The 26,717-nt window shown below is 71.2% G+C and carries 24 protein-coding genes; 16 read left to right on the plus strand and 8 right to left on the minus strand.

What is annotated here, in order from left to right:
• Window positions 1-21: 21 nt before the first annotated feature.
• The 3 genes from P3T37_RS23405 to P3T37_RS23415 all read right to left on the minus strand — a co-directional run bounded on the left by P3T37_RS23405 (window position 22) and on the right by P3T37_RS23415 (window position 4,526).
• Entirely contained in the window at window positions 22-315 is a 294-nt protein-coding gene (locus P3T37_RS23405; protein WP_280725769.1) for a hypothetical protein, read from the minus strand.
• Window positions 316-387: 72 nt separating this feature from the next.
• Window positions 388-1,431, minus strand: a complete 1,044-nt coding sequence (sbnB, locus tag P3T37_RS23410) for a 2,3-diaminopropionate biosynthesis protein SbnB (RefSeq protein ID WP_280725770.1) — start codon at window positions 1,429-1,431, stop codon at window positions 388-390.
• A 107-nt stretch (window positions 1,432-1,538) separates the two neighbouring features.
• Entirely contained in the window at window positions 1,539-4,526 is a 2,988-nt protein-coding gene (locus P3T37_RS23415) for an AfsR/SARP family transcriptional regulator (protein ID WP_280725928.1), read from the minus strand.
• A gap of 438 nt (window positions 4,527-4,964) precedes the next feature.
• On the opposite strand from P3T37_RS23415, the gene P3T37_RS23420 reads away from it, so the two are divergent.
• On the plus strand, window positions 4,965-5,726 hold the full coding sequence (locus P3T37_RS23420; RefSeq protein WP_280725771.1) for an AfsR/SARP family transcriptional regulator: 762 nt from the start codon (window positions 4,965-4,967) through the stop codon (window positions 5,724-5,726).
• A gap of 82 nt (window positions 5,727-5,808) precedes the next feature.
• Here the strand turns inward: P3T37_RS23420 and P3T37_RS23425 are convergent, their stop codons facing one another.
• Window positions 5,809-6,084, minus strand: coding sequence for an acyl carrier protein (locus P3T37_RS23425; protein WP_280725772.1), 276 nt, complete (start codon window positions 6,082-6,084; stop codon window positions 5,809-5,811).
• On the minus strand, window positions 6,077-6,934 hold the full coding sequence (locus tag P3T37_RS23430) for a hypothetical protein (protein ID WP_280725773.1): 858 nt from the start codon (window positions 6,932-6,934) through the stop codon (window positions 6,077-6,079). The genes P3T37_RS23425 and P3T37_RS23430 overlap by 8 nt, the downstream gene beginning before the upstream one ends.
• 232 nt (window positions 6,935-7,166) lie before the next feature.
• Between P3T37_RS23430 and sbnA the strand changes: the two genes are divergently transcribed.
• From sbnA to P3T37_RS23505, 15 genes are all read left to right on the plus strand, one after another.
• Window positions 7,167-8,180 (plus strand): 2,3-diaminopropionate biosynthesis protein SbnA, encoded by a 1,014-nt coding sequence (gene sbnA, locus P3T37_RS23435; protein ID WP_280725774.1) that lies wholly within the window; start codon window positions 7,167-7,169, stop codon window positions 8,178-8,180.
• Window positions 8,181-8,235: 55 nt separating this feature from the next.
• On the plus strand, window positions 8,236-9,165 hold the full coding sequence (locus P3T37_RS23440) for an ACP S-malonyltransferase (protein WP_280725775.1): 930 nt from the start codon (window positions 8,236-8,238) through the stop codon (window positions 9,163-9,165).
• Window positions 9,162-9,914: a 3-oxoacyl-ACP reductase family protein gene (locus P3T37_RS23445; RefSeq protein ID WP_280725776.1), complete on the plus strand. Its 753-nt coding sequence runs from the start codon at window positions 9,162-9,164 to the stop codon at window positions 9,912-9,914. The genes P3T37_RS23440 and P3T37_RS23445 overlap by 4 nt, the downstream gene beginning before the upstream one ends.
• 45 nt (window positions 9,915-9,959) lie before the next feature.
• The gene (locus tag P3T37_RS23450) at window positions 9,960-10,274 is read left to right on the plus strand and encodes an acyl carrier protein (protein WP_280725777.1); all 315 of its coding nucleotides are present in this window, start codon (window positions 9,960-9,962) and stop codon (window positions 10,272-10,274) included.
• Entirely contained in the window at window positions 10,271-10,789 is a 519-nt protein-coding gene (fabZ, locus tag P3T37_RS23455) for a 3-hydroxyacyl-ACP dehydratase FabZ (protein WP_280725778.1), read from the plus strand. Before P3T37_RS23450 ends, fabZ begins: the two co-directional genes overlap by 4 nt.
• A complete protein-coding gene (locus P3T37_RS23460) occupies window positions 10,776-12,974 on the plus strand; it encodes a GNAT family N-acetyltransferase (RefSeq protein ID WP_280725779.1) in 2,199 nt (732 codons plus the stop codon). The genes fabZ and P3T37_RS23460 overlap by 14 nt, the downstream gene beginning before the upstream one ends.
• 67 nt (window positions 12,975-13,041) lie before the next feature.
• Window positions 13,042-14,058: an aminomethyl transferase family protein gene (locus P3T37_RS23465; RefSeq protein ID WP_280725780.1), complete on the plus strand. Its 1,017-nt coding sequence runs from the start codon at window positions 13,042-13,044 to the stop codon at window positions 14,056-14,058.
• 5 nt (window positions 14,059-14,063) lie between these two features.
• A complete protein-coding gene (locus tag P3T37_RS23470; protein WP_280725781.1) occupies window positions 14,064-16,472 on the plus strand; it encodes a beta-ketoacyl-[acyl-carrier-protein] synthase family protein in 2,409 nt (802 codons plus the stop codon).
• A complete protein-coding gene (locus tag P3T37_RS23475) occupies window positions 16,469-17,509 on the plus strand; it encodes an ABC transporter ATP-binding protein (protein WP_280725782.1) in 1,041 nt (346 codons plus the stop codon). The genes P3T37_RS23470 and P3T37_RS23475 overlap by 4 nt, the downstream gene beginning before the upstream one ends.
• Window positions 17,509-18,720 (plus strand): ABC transporter permease, encoded by a 1,212-nt coding sequence (locus P3T37_RS23480; protein WP_280725783.1) that lies wholly within the window; start codon window positions 17,509-17,511, stop codon window positions 18,718-18,720. The genes P3T37_RS23475 and P3T37_RS23480 overlap by 1 nt, the downstream gene beginning before the upstream one ends.
• Entirely contained in the window at window positions 18,717-19,331 is a 615-nt protein-coding gene (locus P3T37_RS23485; RefSeq protein WP_280725784.1) for a hypothetical protein, read from the plus strand. Before P3T37_RS23480 ends, P3T37_RS23485 begins: the two co-directional genes overlap by 4 nt.
• Complete coding sequence (locus P3T37_RS23490) at window positions 19,328-20,557, plus strand: hypothetical protein (protein ID WP_280725785.1); 1,230 nt, start codon at window positions 19,328-19,330, stop codon at window positions 20,555-20,557. Before P3T37_RS23485 ends, P3T37_RS23490 begins: the two co-directional genes overlap by 4 nt.
• 9 nt (window positions 20,558-20,566) lie before the next feature.
• The gene (locus P3T37_RS23495; RefSeq protein WP_280725786.1) at window positions 20,567-21,496 is read left to right on the plus strand and encodes a pyridoxal-phosphate dependent enzyme; all 930 of its coding nucleotides are present in this window, start codon (window positions 20,567-20,569) and stop codon (window positions 21,494-21,496) included.
• Window positions 21,493-23,304: a non-ribosomal peptide synthetase gene (locus tag P3T37_RS23500; RefSeq protein ID WP_280725788.1), complete on the plus strand. Its 1,812-nt coding sequence runs from the start codon at window positions 21,493-21,495 to the stop codon at window positions 23,302-23,304. The genes P3T37_RS23495 and P3T37_RS23500 overlap by 4 nt, the downstream gene beginning before the upstream one ends.
• Window positions 23,305-23,309: 5 nt before the next feature.
• Entirely contained in the window at window positions 23,310-24,086 is a 777-nt protein-coding gene (locus P3T37_RS23505; protein WP_280725929.1) for a 4'-phosphopantetheinyl transferase superfamily protein, read from the plus strand.
• 89 nt (window positions 24,087-24,175) lie between these two features.
• Here the strand turns inward: P3T37_RS23505 and P3T37_RS23510 are convergent, their stop codons facing one another.
• The 3 genes from P3T37_RS23510 to P3T37_RS23520 all read right to left on the minus strand — a co-directional run bounded on the left by P3T37_RS23510 (window position 24,176) and on the right by P3T37_RS23520 (window position 26,618).
• Window positions 24,176-24,664, minus strand: coding sequence for a hypothetical protein (locus tag P3T37_RS23510; RefSeq protein ID WP_280725789.1), 489 nt, complete (start codon window positions 24,662-24,664; stop codon window positions 24,176-24,178).
• 62 nt (window positions 24,665-24,726) lie between these two features.
• Window positions 24,727-24,963, minus strand: coding sequence for an acyl-CoA carboxylase subunit epsilon (locus tag P3T37_RS23515; RefSeq protein WP_280725790.1), 237 nt, complete (start codon window positions 24,961-24,963; stop codon window positions 24,727-24,729).
• On the minus strand, window positions 24,960-26,618 hold the full coding sequence (locus tag P3T37_RS23520) for an acyl-CoA carboxylase subunit beta (RefSeq protein ID WP_280725792.1): 1,659 nt from the start codon (window positions 26,616-26,618) through the stop codon (window positions 24,960-24,962). Before P3T37_RS23520 ends, P3T37_RS23515 begins: the two co-directional genes overlap by 4 nt.
• Between the last annotated feature and the right edge of the window lie 99 nt (window positions 26,619-26,717).

A 26,717-nucleotide genomic window follows, 5' to 3' on the forward strand; every position in this document is an offset into this window, starting at 1 on the left:
CCAGCAACAGCTACGGGGACGTCATCGACCCGATCGGCTACCTCGCCGGACACGGAGTCCGCGACTTCTGACCCCGCACAGCACTGTGCCCGGGGCGACGATCGGGGTCCCGTCGGCGGCGGTGGGGGCGTCCGCGAGGACGGTGACCGCGGCGTGCTGGGCGGGAGCGGCGAGCATGTCCTGGCCGGCCGTCACGCCGAGGATCGCGGTGAGGGCGACGAGCACGGCGAGGACGATCTGCTGCTTGAACGTGCTACCAGAGAGGCGCATCTCAACCCATTTCCAGTCGAAGTACCGGGCGTTTCCTGCTGACATGGAAGACAGTAGAAAGCTGCGACTTCGATTCCTTATCGTCTCCTTTTCGCCTCTGACCTGCGGTTATATCCCTCAGCCATACCGGCGCAGCTCGTGGAAGAAGTCCTCGACGACCACCAGCTCGCCGGCTTCGCTCACCACGTCGTAGATGTGCTTGCCGACCGCCAGGTCCAGCACCCCGAGGCCGAACGGCGAGAACACCACCGGACGGTCCGCCGGCAGTTCCACCTGGCCGGTGAGCACGTCGTAGAGCGTGCCGTCGACGAAGTCCCGGTTGCCGACCAGCTGTTCGGCGAGGTGCAGTGAGGTGTCGGCCTTCAGGCAGTGCTCCACGTCGTCGACGATGTTGGTCGCGCCGAGCACCACCTCGGGTGCGAGGTCGCGCAGCGAGACGTGCAGCACCAGCGGGTTGTGCGAGAACCACGCGGGCTCGTGGACGTGCGGCGCACCGGCGATGGTGGCGAAGACCACCAGGTCGCTGGAGCGGATCAGCTCCTCGGCACTGTCGTGGACGGTGATCTTCCCGGTGCCGGGGGCCTGCTCGAGGTAGCCGGCGAATCCGGCGGCGTGCTCGGCCGAGAGGTCGTACACCCCGGCGGAGTCGAACTCCCAGCCCGTACCGGCGAGATAGCTGTGCAGGTAGCGGGCGATGAGACCGACGCCGATGAAGCCGATCCGGCGCGGCCGACCGCCGCCGGGGCGGGCGTCCGCCAACCGGGCCGCCGCCAGGGCCGCGGAGGCCGCCGTCCGGGCCGCGCTGATGATGGAACTCTCCAGGCAGGCCAGCGGATAGCCGGTCTCGTGGTCGTTGAGGATCAGCACGGCGGAGGCGCGCGGGATGCCCGCTGCCACGTTGTCCGGGAAGCTGGAGATCCACTTCATACCGTCGACCCGTACCTCGCCGCCGATCGAGGCGGGCAGCGCGATGATCCGCGAGTTCGGCCGGTCGGGAAAGCGCAGGAAGTACGACGGCGGGTTCACCGTCTCCCCCGCGCCGTGGATGCGGTACGCCTGCTCGACGATCCCGACCACCTCCTTCTGCCGCCCGTCCAGCACCGAGTGGACCTGAGCGCCGGATATCACTGCGAACGGGGGGACCGGTATTTTTTGCGACATGAGGTACTCCGCTGCTGGTAAGAGGCTGGTCGGACGAGACGTGACTTTCCGAGTGACTTCTGGACCTGAAACGTAGTGAGAAGAACTATGCGTAACGCCTGGCGGCGCTATATCGCCAGGACATCGGAGCCGTCGGCCAGGGCGTCCAGCTCGGCCAGCGCGGCCTCGGCCTGGAGCCGCGAAGGGGGCGAGTCGACCCGGGCGAAGAGTTCGCTGGCCTGCTCGAAGTGACCGCGTGCCTCGGCGGTACGCGACCGGTCCCGCTGGAGCTGGCCGAGCGCGAGCTGCACCCGGCCCTCGGTCAGCGGGCTGTCGATCCGCCGGACGATATCCAGCGAGGCCAGCAGGTCGGCCTCGGCCTCGCCGAGCCGGCCCAGCCCGGCCCGGCTCTGCCCGAGACCGAGCAGCGCGTAGGCGGCGCCCATCAGGTCACCCTTGACCTTGACGATGCGCTCCACCTCCAGGAACGCCTCCTCGGCTCGGCTCAGCTCCCCCTGGATCACGTAGCCGCGGGCCAGCCGGTAGAGCGACTGAGCCGCGCAGCGGGTCTCGCCGGTCCCCCGCGCGACCCGGACCGACTCCAGGCCGAGCCGGACCGCCTCGGCGGCGTCGTCGAGATCGAGCGCGTTCTGCGCCAGATAGCCGAGCGCGTGCGCCTCGGAGGAGGCATCACCCACCCGGCGGAAGATCTCCGCAGCCTCGCGCAGCCGCTCGCCGGAGACCTCCAGATCACCGCGGAACCGGTCCGTCAACGCGATATGTCGCAGCGTCAGCGCCCGGCCGTGCTCCTCGCCGACCTGCTCGAAGAGCTCCAGCGCCGACCGCAGGTAGTCGCCGGCCTCCGCCAGCCGCACCGCGCGCATCCTGGCGCCGCCCAGCTCGGTGAGCATGAACGCCGCTCCGCGCAGGTTCCCGGCCGCCCGGGTCGCCGCCAGCGCCCGCTCGCAGCAGAGCTGCCAGTCCTCCAGGTAGTTGCGGATGTCGAAGAGCACCAGCGACGACCCGGTGAGATCCCAGGCCAGTTCGTCCAGGCCCAGCCGGGCGGCCTGCTCGACCACGGCGATCAGCGAGAGCCGCTCGGCCTCGTACCAGTCGAGCGGCGAGGCGATCAGCTCGTCCAGCAGGACCGGGTCCACCGGGAAACGCGGCGTACTGCCGTGGATGATCGAGTAGTCGCCGCCGACCTCGCGCTGGTGGGCCTGCTCGGCGATGGTCAGCCAGGCGCTGAAGGCCCGGTCCCTGGCCCGGTCCAGCTCCTCGGCGCTCTCCTCCTCCCTGGCGCGCTCGCGGGCGAAGAGCCGCAGCAGGTTCTGGAAGCGATAACGCAGCTGCCCGGTGGCGTCGGTGCCGACCGCCTCCAGCAACTGCACGTCCACCAGGTGTTCCAGCAGCCGCTCGGACTCGAACACATCGCAGTCCAGCAGCGCGGCACCCACCCACACGGTGAAGTCGGGGACGGGCAGCAACGCCAGCCTGCGGTAGATCTCGGCCGCGTCCGCGGGCAGGTAGCGGTAGCTGAGCGCGAAGCCGGCCCGGACCTGGGACTCGCCCTGGCTCAACTCGTCCAGCCTGCGCCGCTCGTCGGCCAGTCGGGCGACCAGGTGGCGGACCGTCCAGTGCGACTTGGACGCCAGTCGCGCGGCGGCGATCCGCAGCGCCAGCGGCAGCCGGTCGCAGAGCTCGCTCAGCTGGGCGGAGTGCTCGGGGTCGGCGGCGATCCGCTCCGGGTGGACGATCCTGGCCAGCAGCTCGATCGCCTCCGGGGGCGACAGCACGCTCAGTTGGACCCGGATCGCGCCGTAGCGGAGCATCAGCTGCTCCATCGGTTCCCGGCCGGTGACCACCACACAGCACTGTCCGTTGCTGGGCAGCAACGGCGTGATCTGGGCGATCGAGCGGACGTTGTCGAGCACCACCAGCAGCCGGCGGTCGGCGAGCATGCTGCGGTAGAGCGAGACCCGGTCCGCGAGATCGCCCGGGATCTGCTCGCTGGGCACCCCGAGCGAGCGCAGGAAACGGCTCAGTACGTCGGCTGTGGCGGTCGGTTCGTTCACCTCGTCGTGACCGCACAGGTCGACGAAGAGCCGGCCGTCCGGGAACTGGCTGGCCACCCGGTGTGCCCAGTACACCGCCAGGCCGGTCTTGCCGACGCCGGCCACCCCGGTGACGAAGCCGATCGCGGGCGGCTGGTTCTCCGAACGGTCGCCGAGCAGGGCGTCCAGCGCCTCCAGCTCGGCAGCCCGCCCGGTGAACGCCGGGATGTTGGGCGGCAGGTCCGAGGGGGTCACCCGGAACTCGCGCGGCTCGGGCTGCTGGACCGGCTGGACACCGGTCTCCGGCGCGGTCGGCACCGCCAGGGTGAGCGCCGGATCGTCCTGAAGGATCGCGTCGTGCAACTCCTGCAGGGCCGGCCCCGGTTCGATACCCAGCTCGTCGATGAGCAGCCGACGCCCCTCGCGGAACGTCTCCATCGCCTCGGCCCGCCGGCCGGCCCGGTACTGAGCCAGCATCAGCGAGTGGCGGGTGCGCTCGCGCAGCGGATGCTCGCGGACCAGCGGGACCAGCTGGCCGATCAGCTCCTGGTGGTTGCCGAGCGCCAGTTGCAGCGCGATCGCCTCGTCATGGGTGACCAGGCGCAGCTCCTCCAGCCGCTCGGCCTCGTCCTCGACCAGCCGTCCGGTGACCCCGGACAGCACCGGGCCGCGCCAGAGCTTCAACGCCCGCTCGTAGCTCTCCGCCGCCTCGGCGGTGCGCCCCTCGGCCGCTGAGCGCTCGGCCCCGGACACCAGATCGGCGAACTCCAGCAGGTCGACCCGGTGACCGGCCGTGTTGAGCTGGTACCCGGGATGGGCCGTGCTGATCAGGTCGTCGCCGAAGCCCTCGGCCTTGAAGGTCTTGCGAAGGGCGGCGATGCAGATCGCCACCTGCGTGCGGGCGGTGGCCGGCGGCTCGCCGAGCCAGACCGCCTCCACCATGACGTCCACCGACACGATCCGGCCAGGAGCGAGCAGCAACGTGGCGAGAATCGTGCGCTGGCGTGCGCCCCCCACCGTGATGCGTCGACCGCCTGCCGTCACCGACAGTGGGCCGAGCACACCGAAGTCAAGCTGCCCGTTCAAGAGTCCCCCCGGATCCCGACGCCCATTCCCCCTGATGCACGTCCGAGCAGCCGGCGAAGCGCGTCCACACAGCTGCGACAGGGCAACGACGGCTGGGTTCCCGCCCCCGTCGGCCCTGTGGAAGGGCCAGAGTACCCGGATCCCGTGAAAATCCACTGCACCTTGCCGCTGCCCGTTCGGGCGAATCTGGCCAAGGTCTGTCCGGTCCACCCCGGGCGGCGGGCCGCGCCGGCTGCCGATCCGGTGCCGCGCAGCGCGCATAACGCCTGGTCAGCGACCGATATCGAGTCAATATCCGGTCGATGCAGGCGATTCATAGCCTCTCTCTCGTCGGGTCGGAAGCGGACCCGCAGACATGTTGGCCACCCGCGTCGGGGCAGCGCCCACGACGGTGACAGGAGAGAAGGCGGCATCATGGAGTTCCGGATCCTCGGGCCGGTCCGCATCTGGACCGACGGCCAGGAAGACGCCCTGAGCGGCACCAAGCAGCGCACCACCTTCGCGGCCCTCGTACTGGCGGGCGGCCGGACACTGTCCGACGAGCACCTGAGCCGGATGCTCTGGGACGACAACCCGCCGAACACCGCCGGGGCACAGATCCACACGTACGCCTCGCGGATCCGCCGACGACTCGGCGCCGAGGTGCCACTGGTCAGAATCCGATCCGGGTACCGCTTGATGGCAGATCAGATTCCGTGCGACTACACCGAGTTCACGCACCGATCGCAGGCCGGATTGCAGGCACTGCGCGGCCAGGAGTACGAACGGGCGGCCCAGCAGCTGCGCACGGCGCTCGCCCTCTGGCGCGGAGAGGCGCTGGTGGACGCCACCGACCATCTGATCGACGCCGAGCGGCCGCAGCTGGAGGAGGAGCGGCTGGAGGTCCTGGAGGGCTGGATCGAGGCGGAGTTGATTCTCGGTCGGCACCGGCAGCTGATCCCCGAGCTCACCAGGCTGGTGGCGCAGTACCCGATGCGTGAGCGCTTCCGGGCGCTGCTGATGACCGCCCTCTACCGCTCCGAGCGCCAGGCCGACGCGCTGTCGACGTACCTCGACGGCCGGCGCATTCTGGCCGACGAGCTCGGCGTGGAGCCCGGTCGGCTGCTCGCCCGCACGTACGAGGCCGTACTCAGCGGCGAGGTAAGGACCCTGATGCCCCACCAGTTGGTGCACTGAGCCGGGACGCAGCCAAGGGGCGGGTGGCAGGCCGAGTTTCCTCGGCCTGCCACCCGCCCCTTGGCCACACTCCGTAGCGCCCTCAACGGCGACGCCCCGGCAGCGCGGCCAGGTGGGCGGCGATGCCGTCCACCGTCTCGATGTTCCACACCACCGCCGGGTGCACGGACACCCCCAGCAGGTCCTCGATGTCGCCGCAGAGCGCGAAGGCGTACATCGACTCCAGGCCGTAGCGGCTCAGCGGGACGGTGCTCCCGAGCTCGGCGGCCGGGCGGTTCAGGTAGTGGGCGACCCGGTCGAGCAGCCAGTCCCCGATCTCGCGGGCGTTCTGCGGTACGGCGACGGTGTGCTCAGACATCACGGTCCTCCTCGGCAGCTGCGGGCTGCTCGGCGACTGCCGCCGTCGAGCCGAACGGGGTGAGCGGTGAGCGGGCCTCGGCAGCGGTGGCCAGCAGCTTGCCGTAGGCCTCGGCGATGTCGTCGGACGCCGGCCCGGGCAGGCCCAGCAGGGCGGTCAGCCGGTCGGCCAGCTCGGCCAGGGCCGCGTGCAGCCAGCCGGCGTCCTGCCAGAGCGGCTCCTCGGCGAAGCCGGCCTGCTCGGCCCACAGGTGCAGTGCGGCGGCGGCGGCGTAGAGCGTCCCGTACGCCTCCGCGAGGGTCGCCGCGCCCGGCTCGCGCTCGGAGCGGACTTCGGCCATCCGGCGGTGCAGCTCGTCACCGGCCGCCAGCACCGCACTCGCCGCGACCCGCACGGCGGCCGGGGCATCGAGCTCGGGGAGCCTGCGGACGGTGGCCGGCAGGGCCTGGACGACGCTGCACCCACCGCGGGCCGGGCGGACCGAGGCGGCCGGCAGCGCCGCGTCCAGTCGGACGGCGGCGGACAGGCCGGCCGTATCCGCCAGCTCGCCCGCGAACCCGTGCACGAGCACCGGGAACTGCTGCACCAGCAGGTCGGACGCCGGCGTAGGCGCCTCCCCCAGCAGACGCGGCAGCACCGCGTTCAGTACCGCCGCCGTCACGGCCGCCTCCCCCGCGAGCAGGCGCGCGGAGCGGCGTCCGAGGAGCGCGGTGGCCTCCGCCGCCGCCACCAGAGCGCCCGCGCGCCCCGCCTGCGCGGTCCCGTGGGAGAGCGCCTCGCGCACCACCCGCCCTCCCACGTCCGACACCCGGGCCTGCCAGGCGTCCAACTCGTCCATCGCGGTTTCCATGTCTCCCGCCTTCCGTAGTAGCCGTCTCTACAACCATCCCTCAGACACCTATACGGGCGCTCTGTTCGACCGATAAACGAGATCCCGCCGACCGCCTCCAAGAGCAGCCGGACCGTTGTCGATCAGCACGTATATGCCACGCATGAACGATGCATAGGGCCCACCCGAATAGTCCTCCTCAGAACGAATCGCTCACCAGTACACGCCGAGTCGACAAGAAGGGTTCGGACTCATGGCACGCAGACCCTTGGAAGGACTTCCGGGCATCATCGGGGGGACACCACTGATCGAACTTGAGCACATCGCCCCGGATTTTCGCTCCCGTGTTCTGGTAAAAATGGAGCGGTTCAATCCGGGCGGCAGCATCAAGGACCGCACCGCCCTCTCCATGCTGCTCGGCGCGATCGAGAGCGGCGAGCTCGACCCCGATCGCTCGGTGGTGATCGAGTCCAGCTCCGGAAACCTCGGCGTCGGCCTCGCGCAGATCTGCCGGTACTTCGGGCTCCGCTTCATCTGCGTGGTGGACGCCAAGACCACCGCCCGCAACCTCGAACTGCTGCACGCCTACCGGGCCGAGGTCGAGGTGGTCGCCCATCCCGACGCGGACTCCGGCGAGTACCTGCCGGCCCGGCTGCGCCGGGTCCGCGAGCTGATCGCCGCCACCCCCCATGCGTACTGGCCCAATCAGTACGCCAATCCCAACAACCCCCGCGCCCACCACCGGACCATGCGGGAGATCGACCTCGCGCTGGACGGCCGGATCGACTACCTGTTCGCCTCGGTCGGCACCTTCGGCACGATGCGCGGCTGTGCCGAGTACATCCGTGAGCGCGGCCTGAAGACCCGGATCATCGGGGTGGACGCGATCGGCAGTGTCATCTTCGGCCAGCAGCCCGCCCCCCGCCTGCTTCCCGGGCACGGCGCGAGCATCCGGCCGCCGCTGACCGACACCTCGCTGGTCGACGAGGTCCTCCACATCTCCGATCTGGACAGCGTGGTCGGCTGCCGCAAGCTCGTGCAGCACGAGGCGATCCTGGCCGGCGGTTCGTCCGGCGCGGTGACCGCAGCCCTGCTCTCCTATCGCGACCGAATCCCCGCGGGTTCGACCTGCGTCCTGATCTTCCCCGACGGCGGCGACCGCTATCTCGACACGGTCTACAACGACGGCTGGGTGCTCGACAACTTCGGCGAGATCTCCCACCTCTGGAAGGAGGACCCGATCACTCCCACCCCGGTGGGCTTCTGATCGCTCCAAGAGAAATCCCCAATCCTGCCATTTCCCCGAGGGAGGTATATTCCTGATGAGTACCGGAAAGAAGATCCGCGCCCTGTTCCCCGGCCAGGGCAGTCAGACGCCCGGCATGGGCAAGGCGCTGGCACTGGCCCACCCGGTGGCGGCCGCCTGTTTCGACGAGGCCTCCGAGGCCCTCGGCCTGGACCTGCGCGAACTCTGCTGGGACGCGCCGCCGGCCCGCCTGGCCGAGACCCAGAACGCCCAACCGGCCCTGCTCACCGCCGCCGTGGCAACCTGGCGGGTGCTGGAGGAGCGCGGAGTCGAACTCACCGCGACCGCCGGACACAGTGTCGGCGCGGTAGCCGCACTGGTCGCCGCGAACAGCCTGTCGTTCCATCAGGCCATCAAACTCATCCGCCTGCGCGGCGAGTTGATGGCCAGTGCACCCGGTGAGGGCGGCATGTGCGCCGTCGTCGCCACCGGCGCCGACCGCATGGAGGCGCTGGTCGCCGTCGAGCGGTTCGGCCTGGACGTCGCGGCCGACAACAGCCCGCGGCAGTTCGTCGCCGCCGGCGACCTCGCCACCGTACGGGCCTTCGCCGCCGAACTCGGGGCGCGAGCCAAGCTGTTGGACGTCTCGCACGCATTCCACAGCCGCCTGATGGCGCCGGTCGCCGACCGCTGGGCCGAGGCCGTCCGAGCGGCGGAGATCACCGACGCGACGGTACCGGTCGGCCTGGTGGCCACCGGCTCGTTCAGCACCGCCGCGGACGACCTCGCCAAGGACCTGACCGCCGCACTCTGCGCTCCGGTCCGCTGGCAGGACCTGATGACCGAACTGGGCAGCGAGAACGGTGCGCCGCTGGTGGCGCTCGGCCCGGCCCAGGCCCTGGTCGGACTGGCCAAGCACTTCCCTGACAAGCCCGCTCTCACGCTCGTGAACACACCCGTATCGCTGGAGGCCTTTGTGCGCCGGCTGGAGGCAGAGGACAAATGACGACACCCGCATTCGCCCCGGGGACGGTGGCCCTGGTCACCGGCGCCTCCCGAGGGATCGGCCGGGGCTGCGCCCTGGCCCTGGCCGCGGCCGGCTGCGACGTGGTGGTGCACTACGCCACCCAGGAGAGCGCCGCCAAGGAGGTCGCCGAGGAGATCCGCGCGATGGGCCGCGAGGCCCTGACCGTGCAGGCCGACGTCGGCGTCGAGGCCGAGGTCAAGGAGATGTTCCGGACCATCCGCACGACCTGGAAGAAGCTCGACGTGGTGGTCGTGAACAGCGGCATCACGGCGGACGGCTTCCTCGCCACGATGAGCCTGGAGAAGTGGCAGAAGGTCATCACCACCAACCTCACCGGCGCCTTCCTGACCTGCCGCGAGTCGGTCAAGCAGATGCACCGGGCCGGCGGCTCGATCGTCATGATCGGCTCGACCAGCGGCATCGTCGGGCAGCCGGGCCAGCTCAACTACACCGCCAGCAAGGGCGGCATGATCGCCCTCGCGAAGGGTCTGGCCCGCGAGGTGGCCGACCGCTCGATCCGGGTCAACGTGGTCGCCCCCGGCTTCACCGAGACCGACATGCTCCGCGGCATGGAGCCGCGGGCCCGCGAGCAGCTGGTCGGCATGGTCCCGATGAAGCGCACCGGCAGCGTCGACGAGGTGGCCTCTGCCGTCACCTTCCTCGCCTCCCCGGCCGCCAGCTACATCACCGGCAAGGTGCTCACCGTCGACGGCGGCCTGACCACCTAGCAGCACACCGCACACCCCACTCATTCTCACCAAGGAGAAATCGAAATGTCGCAGTCCTATGACGAGTTGCTCGACCAGGCGCAGGCCCGCGCGTCCCTGAACCTGCGCGTGAAGGTCCTGCTGGTGGACAGCCTGGGCCTGGAGATCCAGGCCGAGCTGATCGGTGACGACCAGCCGCTCTTCGGCCGCGGGCTGGAGCTGGACTCGCTGGACACCCTGGAGATCGTGGTCATGTTCGAGGAGCACCTCAGCGTCACCATCTCCGACGACGACCGCGCGGCCTTCGGCTCGGTCAACAAGCTGGTCGACTTCGTGGTCGCGGCCCTCGGCGAGATCCCGCGTGTGGAGGCCCTGGCATGAGCGACGACCTCATCGGCGCCGACGGCCGCAAGCTGACCTTCGACGCCAACCAGATCCGCGACCTCCTGCCGCACCGCTGGCCGATGCTCTTCGTCGACCGCGCCTACGACGTCATCCCCGGCAAGTCCGGCTACGGCATCAAGAACGTCACCGTGTCGGAGCCGTACTTCGCCGGCCACTACCCCGACCAGTCCATCATGCCCGGCGTGCTGATCGTCGAGGCGATGGCCCAACTCACCGCCGTGGTCTACGCATCCGCGTGGAAGGAGGAGGTCGCCGACTCCGACGAGGTGGACACCGCCGGCCGGGTCGGCTACCTGGGAGCGATCCGCCAGATGAAGTTCAACCGGCTCGTCGTCCCCGGCGACCAGTTGATCCTGAAGGCCGAACTGGGCAAGGCGTTCGGCACCCTGACCCCCGTCACCGTGCAGGCCAGCGTCGGCAACGAGCTGGTCGCCAAGGGCTCGCTGACGGTCACCGAGCGGGGCAGCGGAGGCGGTAATGGGCTCCAGTGACCTTCTGATCCGCCCCTTCAGGGACGACGACGCGCCCGCGATCGCCGAACTCTTCAACCGGTACCCCGACGCCCCCAACTGGGTGGACCGGGAGCTGGACGCGGCCATGGTGTGCACGGAACTCGCCGAACGGGGAACGGTTCTGTTCCTCGTCGTGGAAGACGGCGGCGAGGTCCTGGGCACCATCGGGATGTTCCGCAGCACCGGCCGGCGGGCCGTTCCCGACGGCGAGGTGGTCGGGGACATGTTCTTCCTCAGCCCCCGCGCCCGCGGCGGACCGCTGGCCGGACGACTCTTCTCCCAGGCCTTCCGCACGCTGCGGGAGCAGGGCGTCGAGGCGATCCGACTCACCGTCAACCCGGCCAACCAGCTCGCCCTGCCGCTATACCGGCAGCTGGGCTGCGTCGTCAGCGGACCGGCCGAGGCCGGCGAGGACGGCAACATCGAGATGGTCAGCTACATGCCGAAGATCGTCACTCGGATGCGGCGCGACCACCAGCACCTGGTCCCCACCGATCTGCGGACCATGGCCGCCTGGCGCTACCAGGTCGACGGCATCGCCGGCCAGGAACTGGGAAAGGAGACCGAGGAGATCTCGGGACGCACCGTCCTGCGCACCGCACTGGCAGTCGGCGACCTGACGTTCAGGGCGATCCTGGACCCGGAGACCGGCGAGATCCTGCACACCGCGGTCGGTCCGGACTTCGGACCCGACCCCGACCTGCCGGCCAAGCCGGTCACTGCACCGGAGCCGGTGTTCGAGTATCGCGAGCGGAACCTCCGCCTGACGGTCCGTCATCTCGACGGCGCCATCAGGGTGTTCCACGACGACCAGATCGGACCGGTGCTCCAGGAGACCTGGCCGGTCTTCGGACCCGGCTACCTCACCGGATGGCGCCACGCACTGCCGCGCGAACTGACCGTACAAGGCCTGCCCGACGGGTGGCTGGTCAGCGAGCGGCACCCGCACGGCACCCTGCACCGGGAGAGCCGGCTGATCGACGCCACCCTCCACCAGCGCACCTGGTGGACGGGCGGCCCGACACCGGCCGAGGGTCTGCGGACCGTCCTGGTCAACGGCCTGCGGGCCGCCCTGCTGCTGGACGGATCGGGCTACCTCCCGGCCGGCCGCGGACTCGCTCCGATCGACGCGACCGAGTTCGGCGCAGCCCGTACCCGACTGGCACCCGGCCACCCGGTGGCCTGGTGGGACGCCCGGACCGGCCTGGCGACCCGGCTGCGATGGCCGGAAGGCGCCTCGGCGGGCCTGGTCACCGACTCCGTGCTCAACCTCGACCACCCGGCCGACTACGCCTACCGGATCGAGCTGAGCCAGGCGGACGGTCCCGATCAGGTCGTCCCGGGCATCCGCCCGGCGGCGGTCACCGGCATCGCCCTGCGACCCGCTGACACGACAACCGAACCGCTCACCGCCCAACCGGTGCTGGGCAGTTGGGACGAACGCGAGGTGGCCCGGCGCCCGGTCCACCGGCTGACCACCGGCAGCGACACGCTGCTGGTCGACGCCACGGCCGGCGCACTGGCCTCCTGGCAGTCGGCGGGCAAGCCGGTGCTGGCCACCCCGTTCCCCAAGTCCCGTGCGTTCGCCCGCAATCCGTCCTGGCGGGGCGGGCTCTGGGTGAGCGGCCACGGCGTCCGCGAGGACGAGAACCGAGGTCTGGGCTGGGGCAGCACGGGTGATCCGACGCCCTGGCTCTTCGACCCGGCGACCGGCACCCTCGACTCCCCGGAACTCTCCTGGTCGATCGAGGCCGCGGAGCAGGGGATCACGGTCTCGGTGCAGGCTCCGATCGGGCCGAAGGACGGCGAACTCGTCGTCTGGCTGACCCCGGCCAGCCCGAAGTCCGCCGAGTTCCTGGTTCCCGGCGGGCCCGGCGAGGTCTGGCACCTCAGCAAGCCCGGCGCCTGGCAGCGCTGGACCGACCGGGTGGCCGTCCGGCTGCCCGACGGCCGCTGGCTGGCCGTCGTACCACAGGGGCCCGCTCAGGAGCACGGCGGCGCCGAGATCCTGCTGCGCACCACCCCGGCCGGGCCACTGCTGGCCCTGGCCACCCGCCACCCGCACGGCCTGCCCGGCACCGCCGGCTGGCAGCTCACCGTCCTGGCCGACGCCTCGGCCGCCGAACAGCGGCTCCGCACCGGAGCCGAAGCACTCAGCCGTTGAGCGGTCAGCTGACCGAACGGCCCAGCAACCCAAACCAATCAGCCCTGTACACAAGGAGATTCACGTCATGACCAGTATCGCCCAGCAGTACGCGCACATCCGCTCCACCGTCGCCGTGTACACCCCAGGGGCCAGCCTGGTCGCCATCTCCGGGCTGGAGCGCAGCGTCGTCCTCGGCCGGGTGCTGGCCAAGGACAGCGAGTACGTCGAGCCCGACACCGCCCGCGACACCCTGATCCTGGACGAGCAGGGCGGCATCTGGGACGCCGTCATCCACATCGAGCTCGACAGCACCAGCTGGCTGATCTCGCAGTCCCGCACCGACCTGGCGGACCTGGTCCGCGAGGCCGCCGCGGACCTGGACGACGTCCAGGTGGTGGACGCCTCCGGCGAGCAGACCGCCGTCGCCTTCGAGGGTCCCAAGGCCTGGAAGATCGCCGAGAACCTGGTCGACTTCGAGATCTCCAGCCTGGTCCTGCACGGCGTCACCGCGGTCGACCTGCCCGGCGACAGCGGCGAGTCCGGCGTGCTCACCCGCATCGGCACCACCGGCGAGTACGGCTACCTGCTGCTCGCCCCCACCTCCGCCGACCCGTTCGGCAGCGTCCTGAAGCACGCCGAGGAGCTGGGCGGCGGCACGGTGGAGGACCAGGCTCTGGCCCGGGCCCGCGCCGAGGTGCGCCACCCGCAGGTCAGCGAGCAGGCGGCCGGCCTGACGGTCCGCGAGGCCAACCTGGAGTGGCTGGTCAGCTGGGGCCGCGAGGACGAGTTCCGCGGCAGTGCCGCGCTGGCTGCGTCGTCCGCTCCGGAGCGCGGCCTGATCACGCTGCGCGCAGAGGCCGGACAGCTGCCCGCCGCCGGCGCGGCCATCCTCGCGGGTGACGTGCAGGTCGGCGAGGTGCGGGTGGTCTTCCCGAGCGCCCCGGACGCCGGCGAGCTGGCCCTCGGCCTGCTGGCCAAGCCGTTCGACGTCCCCGGCCTGGAGCTGCACACCACCGCCGCGGACGGCAGCGCCGTCACCCTGACCACGGTCTCCTCCCCGGTGGTCGTCCCGCAGTCCTGGACCGAGCGAATCGGAGCCTGATCACCATGCGCATCGTCATCACCGGGCTGGGCATGATCTCAGCCGTCGGCACCACCGCGGACGAGTGCTGGACCGCCATCAAGGCAGGCCGCAGCGGCGTCGGCGAGGTCAGCGTGGTCGACACCACGGGCCTGATCACCAGTAAGGGCGGCCAGTCGGCGATCGTCGACGAGCCGGGCGTGGACCGCTGCTTCACCCTCGCCGTCAAGGCGGCCACCGAGGCCATCGAGCACGGACGGCTCGCCGAGGCCGGCTACGACCCCGCGCGGGTGGCCGTGGTCATCGGCAGCAGCCTCGGCACCAGCCGCAGCGCCGAGCAGTTCCACGAGCAGTGGATCAAGCAGGGACTGCGCAAGGCCGACGGCCGGCTGCTGATGGGCTACGCCCTGCACAGCGTCGCCGACCTGGTCGCCGAGAAGCTCCAGCTGACCGGACCGCGCTCGACCCTCTCCAACGCCTGCGCCGCCGGCGCCGTGGCCATCGGCTACGCCTCCGAGCTGCTCTGGAGCGGCGAGGCGGATGTCGTCCTGGTCGGCGGGGTCGACCCGCTGGCCGGGCTCTCCTTCAACGGATTCCACTCGCTCGGCGCCCTCGACTCGGACGCCTGCTCCCCCTACACCCGCTCGGCCGGCCTCAACCTCGGTGAGGGCGCCGGCTTCCTCCTCCTGGAGAACGCGGACGCGGCCGCCCGGCGCGGCGTCCCGGCGATCGCCGAGGTGGCCGGGTACGGCCTGTCGGCCGACGCCTACCACCTCACCGCACCCGACCCGGGCGGCGACGGCGCCTCCCGTGCGATGGCCGCCGCCCTGCGCAGCGCCGGACACACCGTCGACCAGGTCGACTACATCAACGGCCACGGCACCGGCACCCCGACCAACGACAAGATCGAGCCCAAGGCGATCCGGACGCTCTTCAAGACGCCCCCGCCGGTCAGCTCCACCAAGTCGATGATCGGTCACACCCTGGGCGCGGCCGGCGCGGTGGAGGCCGTGGTCTGCGCGATGGCCGTGCGGGACGGCATCCTGCCGCCCACCGCGAACACCGGTGGCCTGGCGGCACCGAGCAGCCTGGACATCGTGCCGGAGAAGGCCCGCCACGAGGCGATCGACGTGGTGGTCTCCAACTCCTTCGCCTTCGGCGGGAACAACGCCGCCCTGGTGATCCGCAACGCCGCGATGACCGACACGCCGCCCCCGGCAGCCGTCGCGGCGGCCGTCGGCCGGGACGTCGTGATCACCGGCATCGCGGGTATCGCCGGCTCGGCCCACAGCCACGCCGAGCTGCTGGAGACCCTGGCCAGCGGCGAACCCGCCTACCGCGAGCAGGTCGAGGTGGAGGGCTACGGCAGCCGCCCGGCCGGCACCATCGACTACAAGGCGATAGCCGCCGGCATCAACCCGGCCGTGCTGCGCAAGATGGACCCGACCAGCCGGCTCGCCGCGGCCGCGGTCAACGAGCTGCACCGCGTGTACGGCAAGCCGAGCCGGCAGCAGGCCGAGCAGACCGGTCTGATCTTCGCCACCGGTCTGGCCCCGATCACCCCGGTCAAGGACTTCAACGAGGGGATCGTCCTGGCGGGCGGCCCGTCCGGCGCCAACCCGAAGTTCTTCCCGAACACGGTGGTCAACGCCGCCGCCGGGCACGTGGCGATCCTGCACCGCTTCAAGGGCATCACCGCGACGGTCTGCGCGGGTGGCGCCAGCGCGCTGAGCGCCCTGCACTACGCCTACCGGCTGATCTCCCGCGGCGCCTCCGAGCGGATCGTCGTGGTGGTCGCGGACGAGTGCCCGGACGCCCTGCTCGCGGGGCACGTCAAGATCCCCGGCTTCCTCAGCGACAAGGGCGTCCACCCGTACGGCGGCGGCGGTACGGTGCTCGCGGCCGGCGCGGTCGCGGTGGTCCTGGAGTCCGCGAAGAGCGCCAAGGAGAACGAGGCCACGGTGCTCGCCAAGGTGGCCGGCTTCGGCCTCACCGGCGACGACAGCGGCATCTCGGGCCTGAGGCAGGACGGCAGTGCCTGGGGCCGCTCGATGACCGAGGCCGTCCGCACCGCCGGGCTGACCCCCGACGACATCGGTCTGGTCGCTGCGGCGGCGATGGGCCGGGAGGTGGTCGACAACACCGAGATCGCGGCCCTGCGCGGCAGCGGACTGGACCGGCGTCCGGTCACCGCCACCAAGTCGATCTTCGGCGAGACCTACGGATCGGCCCCCGGACTGGCCCTGCTCGCCGCCCTCCAGTCGATCCAGGACGGCTTCCTGCCCGGCACCTGGGGTGTGGACGTGGCCCCCGACGAGCTCCCCGGCCTGGTGCCGCAGGGCGGCCGGCCCGGGCCCGTGGACCACGCGCTGGTCTCCAGCTTCGCCTACGGCGGCAGCTACCTGTCGCTGGTGGTCTCGAGGTGGGAGTCGTGACGACGAATCTGGTGGCACCGCGGGACGTCGAGACGGCGCCCGCGGCGGAGACCGAGATCGAGGCCGAGGACGTGCTGACCGCAGACGGCCTGGTCAAGAAGTTCGGCGACCGGGCCGTGGTGGACGGGGTCTCGCTGTACGTCGGCAAGGGCGAGATCCTCGGCTTCCTCGGCCCCAACGGGGCCGGGAAGTCGACCACCATCGCGATGCTGACCGGGGCACTGGCCCCCGACGCGGGTTCGATCCTGGTCAACGGGGTCGAGTTCGCAGCCGACCCGATGCGGGCCAAGGCGCTGATCGGCGTCGTCCCGCAGGAGATCGCCCTCTACCCGAGCCTGACGGCCCGGCAGAACCTGGCCTTCTTCGCCGGCGCGTACAAGCTGGGCCGCAAGGTCCGCGAGGAGCGGATCAACTGGGCGCTGGAGGTGGCCGGTCTGACCGACCGGGCCGGCGACAAGGTCTCCTCCTACTCCGGCGGCATGCAGCGCCGGGTGAACATCGCGGCGGCGCTGCTGCACCAGCCGCAGCTGCTCTTCCTGGACGAGCCCACGGTCGGCGTGGACGCGCAGAGCCGCAACCAGATCTTCGAGACCGTGCTGAAGCTGCGCGCCGAGTTCGGCATGTCGGTGGTCTACACCAGCCACTACATGCCGGAGGTCGAGCAGCTCTGCGACCGGATCGTGATCGTGGACGGCGGCCGGGTGCTCGCCGAGGGCACCCAGCAGGAGCTGCTGGAGCCGCTGGGTGAGGGCCTGCTCGAATGGTCGCTCAACGCCGTCGAGGCCGGCCTGCTGAAGAAGGGCATCGAGACCCTCGCGGTCGCCTTCACCGCGCACGGCGAGACCACCGTGACCACCTCGGGCGACAACACGCCCACCCTCCGGGTCCGCGTGAAGGACATGCCGGCCACGCTGCGCAAGGTCTCCGACCTGGCCTGTGAGCACGGCCTGGGACTGGGCGGCATCCGGCTCGGCCGCCCCGACCTGGAGTCACTCTTCCTCGACCTGACCGGTCGACAGATTCGGGACGGTGCCTGATGCTCGCGATGGTCCGCAAGGAGATACTGGTCCTGCTCAGGGACCGTGCCTCACTGATCACCCTGTTCATCTCACCGGTGCTCTTCATGACCGTGATGAGCTTCGCCCTGGGGAACTCGTTCCACAGTCTGGGTTCCCCGGGCAAGCTCTCCATCTCGATCGTCGACGAGGACCACAGCGCGGCCGCCCAGGGGGTGGTCAAGGCGCTCTCCAGCAGCGGCGAGCTCCAGGTCACCAGTGCGCTGGGCGGCGTACCGCTCAGCGCGGCCCAGGCCCAGAGCCGGGTGCACAGCCAGACCGACGCCTTCACCGTGGTCCTGCCGGCCGGCTTCCAGCAGCAGGTGGCGGGCGGCGGCGCCCCGAAGGTCGACTTCGTGGTCGACCCGTCCTCCTCCCGGCAGGTCGTCGACCCGGTGGAGTCGGCGATCAGCAGCCTGATCGTCACGGTCACCTCGCAGGAGGGCACCACCCTCGCGCTGACCAAGCTGGGTGACGCCCAGTCCGATCCGGGCGTCAAGGCCGCGATCCAGGCCCAGGTGGCCGCGCTGGACAGCACCACCCACCAGGTGGACTCGACCGTCAGCTTCCCGAACGGCGAGGGGGCGAAGAAGTACCCCTCGGTCTACCAGCAGGAAGTGCCCGGCTACACGGTGATGTACGTCTTCTTCATCGTCACCATCATGGCCGGCTCGATCATGGTCGAACGACGGGAGGGCACCTTCCGCCGGCTGCTCTCCGCACCGATGCCGCGCTGGCAACTGCTGCTCGGCAAGGTCGCCCCGTACCTCCTGGTCGCGGTGGTCCAGGTGGGCATCCTGCTCAGCTTCGGCAGGTTCGTCTTCGGGATGAGCCTGGGCGCCCATCCGCTGGCGCTGCTGCCGATCAGCCTGGCGCTGGCCTCCTGCGCGGTCGCCCTCGGGCTGCTGCTGGCCTCGGTCGCCCGCAGCGAGTCGCAGGTGATGGGCATGGGGACGGCAGCGGTGCTGGTCCTCGCGGCGCTCGGCGGGTGCATGGTGCCGGGGGTGTTCATGCCCCAGTTCATGCAGCACATCACCCACTTCATCCCGCAGGGCATCGCCCTCAACGCCTACCAGGACGTTCTGGTCCGCGGCGAGTCGATGACCGCGATCCTCCCCGGCGCCGGGATCCTGCTGGCCGTCGCGGTCGGGATGTTCGCCCTGGCCCTGCCCCGCTTCCGGTTCGTCCGATGAGCACGCTCCACCTGTACCCCAGCGCCACCCTTCGCCTCCCCCGGGACGTGTTCGGCCGCAGGTCCAGCCCCTCGGGGCGGGCTCTGCTGCTGGACGCGGCCCGGCGGGTGGCCGGCCTCACCACCCCGCCCGTCCGGGGCACCGACCGACGGTGGCACTGGCCGGACGGCAACCGGCAGGACGGCGACTGGCGGGGATCCGTCTCGCACGTCGGCGAGTTCGCCCTGGCGGGTCTGACCCGCGGAGTCTGGATCGGCGTCGACATCCAGGACCAGCGCCCGAGGCCGGCCGCGATCGGCTGGCTGGCCCGGGTGCTCGACCAGCCGGTCGAGCAGGTCACCATGCGCCACTGGGCCGAGACCGAGGCCCTGCTGAAGGCCCAGGGGATCGCCGGCATCCGCCCCACTCACGTGACCCTGCCGCCATGGCAGCCGGGTTGGCGGCCCACCGGGGACGGCTGGTGGCTGCACAGCAGCCCGGCCGCCCCGGGGGGCATCTACCTCGCCCTCGCCGCCCGGGCACCGCTCGCCCTCCAGTGGGAGGCGGACCCGGGCCCGCTCACCAGCTACCGCGCCCTACGCCCCCGACTCACCGAAGGGAGTCTCGTATGAGTCCCGTCCAGCTCCGCTCGCGCACTGCCAACGCCCCCTACAGCCGCCGGATCTCGCTCACCGAGCGCAGCTACCTGATGGGGGCGCTGCTGGCCCCGCCGATGGCCATCCAGGTCTTCGTGGAGGGCGCCGGCACCATCGACCCCGACCAGCTGGCCCGCGCGGTCGCCACCGCCTCGGCGGCCTGCCCCGGTGCCCGGGTGGTCCGCCGCGGATCGAACTGGGTGGACAGCGGGCAGGCCCCGCCGGTCACCGTCGTGGACGGCGCCCTGATCGACTTCGACAGCTACGACAGCGAGCCGCTCAAGCGCCCCTTCGATGTGGCCCGCGGCCCCAACTGCGAGGTGCTGCTGATCACCGGTGAGCGGCCCACCGTGGTCTTCCGGGCCTTCCACGCCGTCATGGACGGCAAGGGCGTGATGACCTGGATCACCGAGGTCTTCCGTGCCCTGCGCGGCGAGACGGTGCTCGGCGCCACCGACACCGACACCGACGAGAGCCTGGTCGCACGGTTCGCCAAGAACGACGGCGCCGCCGCCGCCCCGAAGTCGACGGGCGACTGGCCCTCGGCGCTCGACGCCCTGCCCGATCACGGCACGTCGCGGGACGAGGCCACCGGCGCGGCCTGGATCTGGCGCCGGCGCACCGTCCCCGGCATCCACGCGGGCCTGGTCGCCAAGGCCGCCGTCGCGATCACCCGGGCCTCCGGCGCCGCGGCGCAGTACATGGTGCCGATCAACCTGCGCCGCCACGACCCGGCCGTGCTCTCCACCGCCAACCTCACGCTGCCCATCCTGCTCGACGTTCCGGTCGACGCCGCCTGGCGCAGGATCCAGGGCAAGCTGGTGCAGGCCATGATGGAGGGCAAGGAGCTGGACTCCCGGGGCCCGAACGCCGGTGACACCCGGCTCTCCTCGTTCGCCGGTCTGGCGCCGGGCCTCAACCAGGCGCTCTCGGCCGGCGAGCAGCGGGCGACCTACCCGACCTCGGGGATCATCTCCGAACTCGGCCGGCCCGACCTCGCCGCGCTCGGCGGCGCCGGCTTCGAGGCCCGCACCGTCTACTCACTTCCGATGTACATCCCTTACGCACCGACGTTTCTGACGATGTATCAGCTGCCCGGCTGGGTGGAGATCGGCCTGTCCTGCCGCAGCGGCGCCGGGATGGCGTCCAAGGCCGACGCACTGTTGAGCCTGGTCGCCGACGAGCTGACCAGTTCCCTTTAAGGAGTCCCCATGAAGAACCCCGTACGGCACGGCATCCTGGCCACCGTCGGCCAGACCCCCCTGGTCCGCCTCACCGCTCTCGAACCCTCCGGCGACCTGGAGGTCCACGCCAAGCTTGAACGCTTCAACCCGACCGGCAGCATCGAGGACCGCACCGCACTGGACCTGCTGGTGGCACCGATCCGATCCGGTGAGATCGTCCCCGGCCAGCCGGTGGTGTTGGAGGCGGACTCCGGCAACCTCGCCATCTCACTCGCCCAGACCTGCCGCTACTACGGGATCGACCTGCACCTGGTGGTCGAGGCCGACACCGCGACGGCCTGGCACCGGGCCATGCTGAAGGCCTTCGGGGCCCGGGTCGAGCTGGTCCACGCCGCCCACGACCAGGCGCAACTCAGCAGGCTGGCAGACGCGTTGGCGGCCACCCTGCCAGGCGCCTACCGGCCGCCGCGGGGCCGTTGGACAAGCCCCGAAGGGGTGCTGATGCGCGAGATCCGCGAAGGGCTGACGACCGAGCCGCACTACGTGTTCTGCCCCACCAGCAGCGCCGTCGCACTGCGCAACGTGATCGCGCACATCCGGGTGAACCGGCTGGCCACCACGGTGGTCGCGGTGGCCGACGACCCGGCGGCCCCGCACCCGGCGAGCTTCGGGCTCAGCCCCGCGGACCTGGTGGTGGCCGTCGACGAGCTGGACGTGGTGGCCGGCTGCCGGCGCCTGCTCGGCCGCGAGGGCCTGCTCGCCGGGCGCTCCTCGGGCGCGGTGGTCGCAGCCCTCGCCCAGCTGCGCGGGCAGCTCGAAGCCGGCGCCGTCTGCGTCCTGGTACTGCCGGACGGCGGCGACCGGTACGCCGAAACGATCTACTCCGACGCCTGGGTGGAGTCCCGCGTCGGCACTGTCCCCGAGTTGCAGCTCGCCTACCAGGAGGCCTCCCGATGAACCGCACCCAGCTGCTGGACCTGCTCGCCGAGCGCACCGCGACCATGCCGCAGGCGCCCGCCCTGCTCACCCCCGAAGGCCAGAGCCTGAGTTACAGCCGGCTCGACGCACTGGTCCGCACGACCGTGGCCCGGCTGATCGATCTCGGCGTGACACGGCAGGACCGCGTGGTGGTCTGCGCTCCCAATGACATGGACGGCGTGATCCTCCAACTCGCGGTCATCAGTACGGCGGTGTGCTGCCCGGTCAACCCGCTGCTGGCCCAGGACGAGTTCGAGCACGCGTTGGACCTGCTCCAGCCGTCGGCGGTGATCACCTTCGGGACGAGCTCAGCCAAGCTCCTGCGCGCCGCCGAGCGGCGGCAGACCGCCGTCATCGAGGCGGTTCCGCACCTGTTCGGCGACCCCCTCGAACTCCTCTTCCAGGGAGGCGAACTGGACCCGGCCCGGGTGGTGACCCAGCCGGTGGCCGACGAGTCGCTGCTGCTGCGCACCTCGGGCACCACCTCGGCCGGCAAGCTCGTGCCGCTGGCGATGAGCCACCTGATGGCGGGCGCCACGGCATCGGTGCGCGCCTTCGGCCTGGACCGCGCCGACCGCTGCCTCAACGTCATGCCGATGTTCCACATCCAGGGCCTGGTCGGCTCGGTGGTCGCCTCGCTGGTGGCCGGGTCGAGCGTCGTGCTGCTCCCCGCGTTCGACGCCAAGCAGACCCTGCGCTCGCTGGAGGACACCCGGGCGACCTGGTTCTCCGCCAGCCCGACCATCCACCGGCTGCTGCTGGACCGGCTGCGCGAGGAGCCGGCCGACTGCACCAGCCTGCGATTCGCCCGCTCGGGTGCGGCGACGCTGCCGTCCGCACTCCGCGAGGAGCTCGAAGTCGCGTACGGCGTACCGATTCTGGAGACCTACGGGATGTCCGAGGCACATCAGATCGCCTCCACCCTGCTGCCGGACGGCTCGCCGCGGGCGATCGGGATGGTCCCCACCGGATCGCGGGTCGGCGTGCTCGACAGCGACGGCACGGTCCGCACCGAGCCGGGCAGCAGCGGTGAACTGGTGGTCAGCGGAAGCAATGTGATCGAGCGCTATGTCAATCCCGAGGACGGCGAGGCGGCGTTCACCGGCGGCTGGCTGCGCACCGGCGACCTCGGCCGGATCGCCGTGGACGGCTCGGTCCAGGTGACCGGCCGGGTCAAGGAGATGATCAACCGGGGCGGCGAGAAGGTCTCCCCGTACGAGGTCGAGGAGGCCCTGCTGCGGCACCCCGCGGTGCGCCAGGCCGTGGCCTTCGGTGTTCCCGACGAGGTCTTCACCGAGAAGGTGGTGGCGCTCGTGGTCCTGCACGAGGGCCGCTCGGCGGACGAGCCGGTGCTGCGCGCTCACAGTGTGGCCCAGCTTGCGCCGTTCAAGGTGCCGGCCCGGATCATGGTGCGCGAGGAGCTCGCCGTGAACGCCGTCGGCAAGCTCGTACGGGCCGACTTCGCACGGGAGTTCACCGACGCGGCCGAAGCCCCGCCGGCCGTCACCGCCACCCCGGCGGCGCGGGTGGCACTCCCGCAGACGCCGGTGGAGGCGGCGATGGCCGGCCTCTGGGCGTACGCCCTCGAACGCGGCACGCTCGGCGGTCTCGACGAGGACTTCTTCACCGCAGGCGGCGAGTCGGTCTCCGCGGTCACCCTGCTGCGCGGCATCAAGGACACCTTCGGCGTCGAGATCTCCGCAGCCGGGCTCTTCGACGAGCTCAACACCGTCGAGCGGCTGGCCGACGCGGTCACCCGCGCGATCGCCGAGAAGGAGGCGTCGTGAACGTCATGACCCCCATGGACCAGGCCGGCACGCACGTCTGGCAGGGAGCCGCCGCCTCCGCCCAGGCCGATCGGGACCACGACCGGGTCGGGCTGCTCTCCCCCGGCGAACTCGACCGGGCAAGCCTGCTCGCTCCCGACACCGCCCGGCTCTACCTCGCCTCGCACGTGGCGACGCGGCGGATCCTGGCGGGCTACCTGGATCGTGATCCGGCAGAGCTCCAGCTCGGCCGACGGGTCTGCCCGCAGTGCGCCGATCCCCTGCACGGAGCACCCGCGGTGTCCTGGCCGAGAACCACACTGAGCTTCAACCTGACGGCCTCGGGCGGCAGTTGGCTGCTCGCGGTGACCCACGGCCAGCCGCTCGGGGTGGACCTGGCGATCGCCTCCGGCACCGACCCCGAACGCGCCGCACCGCTGGCCCTGACCGCGCAGGAGCTCGACCGGCTGCACCGGCTGACCGATCCGCAGCTGCGCCGCGCGCTCTTCCTGCGGGCCTGGACCCGGAAGGAGGCGGTGGTGAAGGCGGTCGGAGTCGGCCTGGTGACCGACCTGCGCCAGATCGAGGTGGCGCCGGAGCGCCCGGGTCCGGTGCGGGTGCGCTTCGGCGTCGGCAGCAGCCCCCGCGAGTGGACCGTCCAGGACCTGCCGCTCGGCCCGGGCCGCTTCGCGGCCGTCGCCCGGCCTGCCCCGGCCGCCGGCCGGGTCCAGCTGTGCGAGTACTCGGACCAGGCGCTGTACGCACTCGCTCCGCTGTCCTCGCAGGCCGCGATCGCCGCATGAGTGCGCGAGCACGGTCCGGCCGGGCAGCGGGCGGGTCCGGACGGTGGATACCGCCCGGACCCGGCCAGTTGTCTCCGCTCTCACAGGTGTCACGCGCTGACGGCCAGCGCCCGCACACGCAGCACCAGCTGACGGGCCACCACCTGGGCCAGCGCCATCAGCACCAGGGCCGCAGTCCACGCCTCGGCACCGGTGATCAGCTCGGTACGGCTGAAGTCGGCGATCTGCTTGGCGTAGCCGTGGTTCACCGCGTACACGAACCCGGTCCGGGAGAGCATCCCGACGATCCAGAGCGCCGCCGCGAGCAGGCCGGCCTTGGCGACCACCCCGCCGTCGGCGCGCTGCAGGCGGGTGGTGACGGCGCAGCCGATACCGATGGCCGCCCCGAGCACCACGGTCACCACGTCGAGCTTGACGTCGTTGCCCGTGGTGGGCACGCCCTTCAGGTAGTACGCGGCGGCGGCCGCGACCAGGGCGAGCGGGATGACGAGATTGCGAAAGGTGAGTTTGGTCCCGCGGATCTGCGGGATCACCAGGAGGACGAGCACGGCCGAGATGATGTAGTCGGTCGAGGACATGATGCGGAGTCTCCTTCTGAGAGATTGAACTTACTGATGATTGAAGCGGGTTGGTCTATATGTCAGCTGTATCGAGGCGCCGCCGGCTCGCCGAGCCAGGAGCCGGGCGGCCGGTGCTCGGGCTCCGGCCGGTCCCAGTCGGCGTGCCGGCCGCGGGAACGGTCCGGATCCTTCCGGCCGTCGTACGCCGCCGCTGCCGCCCTCGCCTCCGCCTGACGCAGCACCAGGATCAGTGCGGCGAGCTCGGCCGGGTCGGGCTGCCCGCGCAGTACCCGCAGAACCGGCTCCGCGGCCGTCACAGCGGAGTCACCCCGTGCTTGCGGCGCGGCAGCGGCCGGTGCTTGGTGCGCAGCATCGACAGCGCCCGGGCCAGCACCTGGCGGGTCTCGGCCGGGTCGATGACGTCGTCCACGAGGCCGCGCTCGGCCGCGTAGTACGGGTGCATCAGCTCCGTCTTGTACTCCTTGATCTTCTGGGCCCGGGTGGCGTCCGGGTCGTCGGAACCGGCGATCTCGCGGCGGAAGATGACGTTGGCGGCGCCCTCTGCGCCCATCACGGCGATCTCGTTGCCCGGCCAGGCGAAGGACAGGTCGGCGCCGATCGAGCGGGAGTCCATCACGATGTACGCCCCGCCGTAGGCCTTGCGCAGGATCAACTGGATGCGCGGCACGGTGGCGTTGCAGTAGGCGTAGAGGAGCTTGGCGCCGTGCCGGATGATGCCGTTGTGCTCCTGGTCGACGCCGGGCAGGAAGCCGGGGACGTCCAGCAGGGTGACCAGCGGGATGTTGAAGGCGTCGCAGTGCGAGACGAACCGGGCGGCCTTCTCCGCGGAGTGGATGTCCAGCACGCCGGCCAGCGAGATGGGCTGGTTGGCGATCAGGCCGACCACGTTGCCGCCGATCCGGGCCAGCGCGCAGACCACATTGGTCGCCCAGTCCGAGTGGATCTCGAAGAGGTCGCCGTCGTCCACCAGCTCCTCCAGGACGGCCCGCATGTCGTAGCCGCGCGAGGGGTCGGCGGGGACCAGGTCCAGCAGGGCCTCGCAGCGCCGGTCCACCGGGTCCGCGGTCGCCTCGTACGGCGCGAGCTCGCGGTTGTTCTGCGGCAGCAGCGAGAGCAGGTGGCGGACGTCCGCCAGGCAGCTCTCCTCGTCGTCGTAGGCGAAGGCCGCGACACCGGAGACCTGGGAGTGCACGTCGGCGCCGCCCAGTTCGTCCATGCTGACCCGCTCGCCGGTCACCGCCTGCACCACGTCCGGTCCGGTGATGAACATCTGCGAGATGCCGCGGACCATGAAGACGTAGTCGGTGAGCGCCGGGGAGTACGCCGCGCCGCCCGCGCACGGGCCCAGGATGACGCTGATCTGCGGGATCGCCCCGGAGGCCCGGACATTGCGCTGGAAGATGCCGCCGTACCCGGCGAGCGCCGTGACGCCCTCCTGGATCCGCGCGCCGGCGCCGTCGCTCAGGCTGACCAGCGGGGCGCCGGAGGTCTCGGCCATGTCCATGATCTTGTGGATCTTCTGCGCGTGGGCCTCACCCAGTGCGCCGCCGAAGATCCGGAAGTCGTGGGCGTAGGCGAAGACCGTCCGCCCGTTCACCAGGCCCCAGCCGACCACCACACCGTCGGTGTAGGGCTTCTTCGCCTCCAGGCCGAAGCCGGTGGCGCGGTGGCGCCGCAGCGCCTCGAACTCCATGAACGTGCCCTCGTCGAACAGCAGCTCGATGCGCTCGCGCGCCGTCAGCTTGCCCTTGGCGTGCTGCGCGGCGGTGGCCCGAGGACCGGGACCGTCCTGCACCTCGGTCCGCGTGCGGTGCAGCTCACGGGTTCTGGCCCGCAGGTCCGGGGACGGAGTGGGCGCGGGGATCTCAAGGAGCTCGGGAATCTCGGGAATCACGGGGACGGGTGTCGGGGCCTGTTCGGCCTCGATCGGGCGCTCGTCGAGGATCGTCATGCTTCTGGTGCCTCCTCCAGGTTCGGTCGGTTCTCTCTCGCCGAACCAGCATGCGAAGCACCGCTATGGAGGACTTATCCGCAGCCCATACGGGCCGTA

It is taken from the genome of Kitasatospora sp. MAA4, from assembly GCF_029893355.1.
In the GTDB taxonomy this organism is placed as follows: domain Bacteria; phylum Actinomycetota; class Actinomycetes; order Streptomycetales; family Streptomycetaceae; genus Kitasatospora.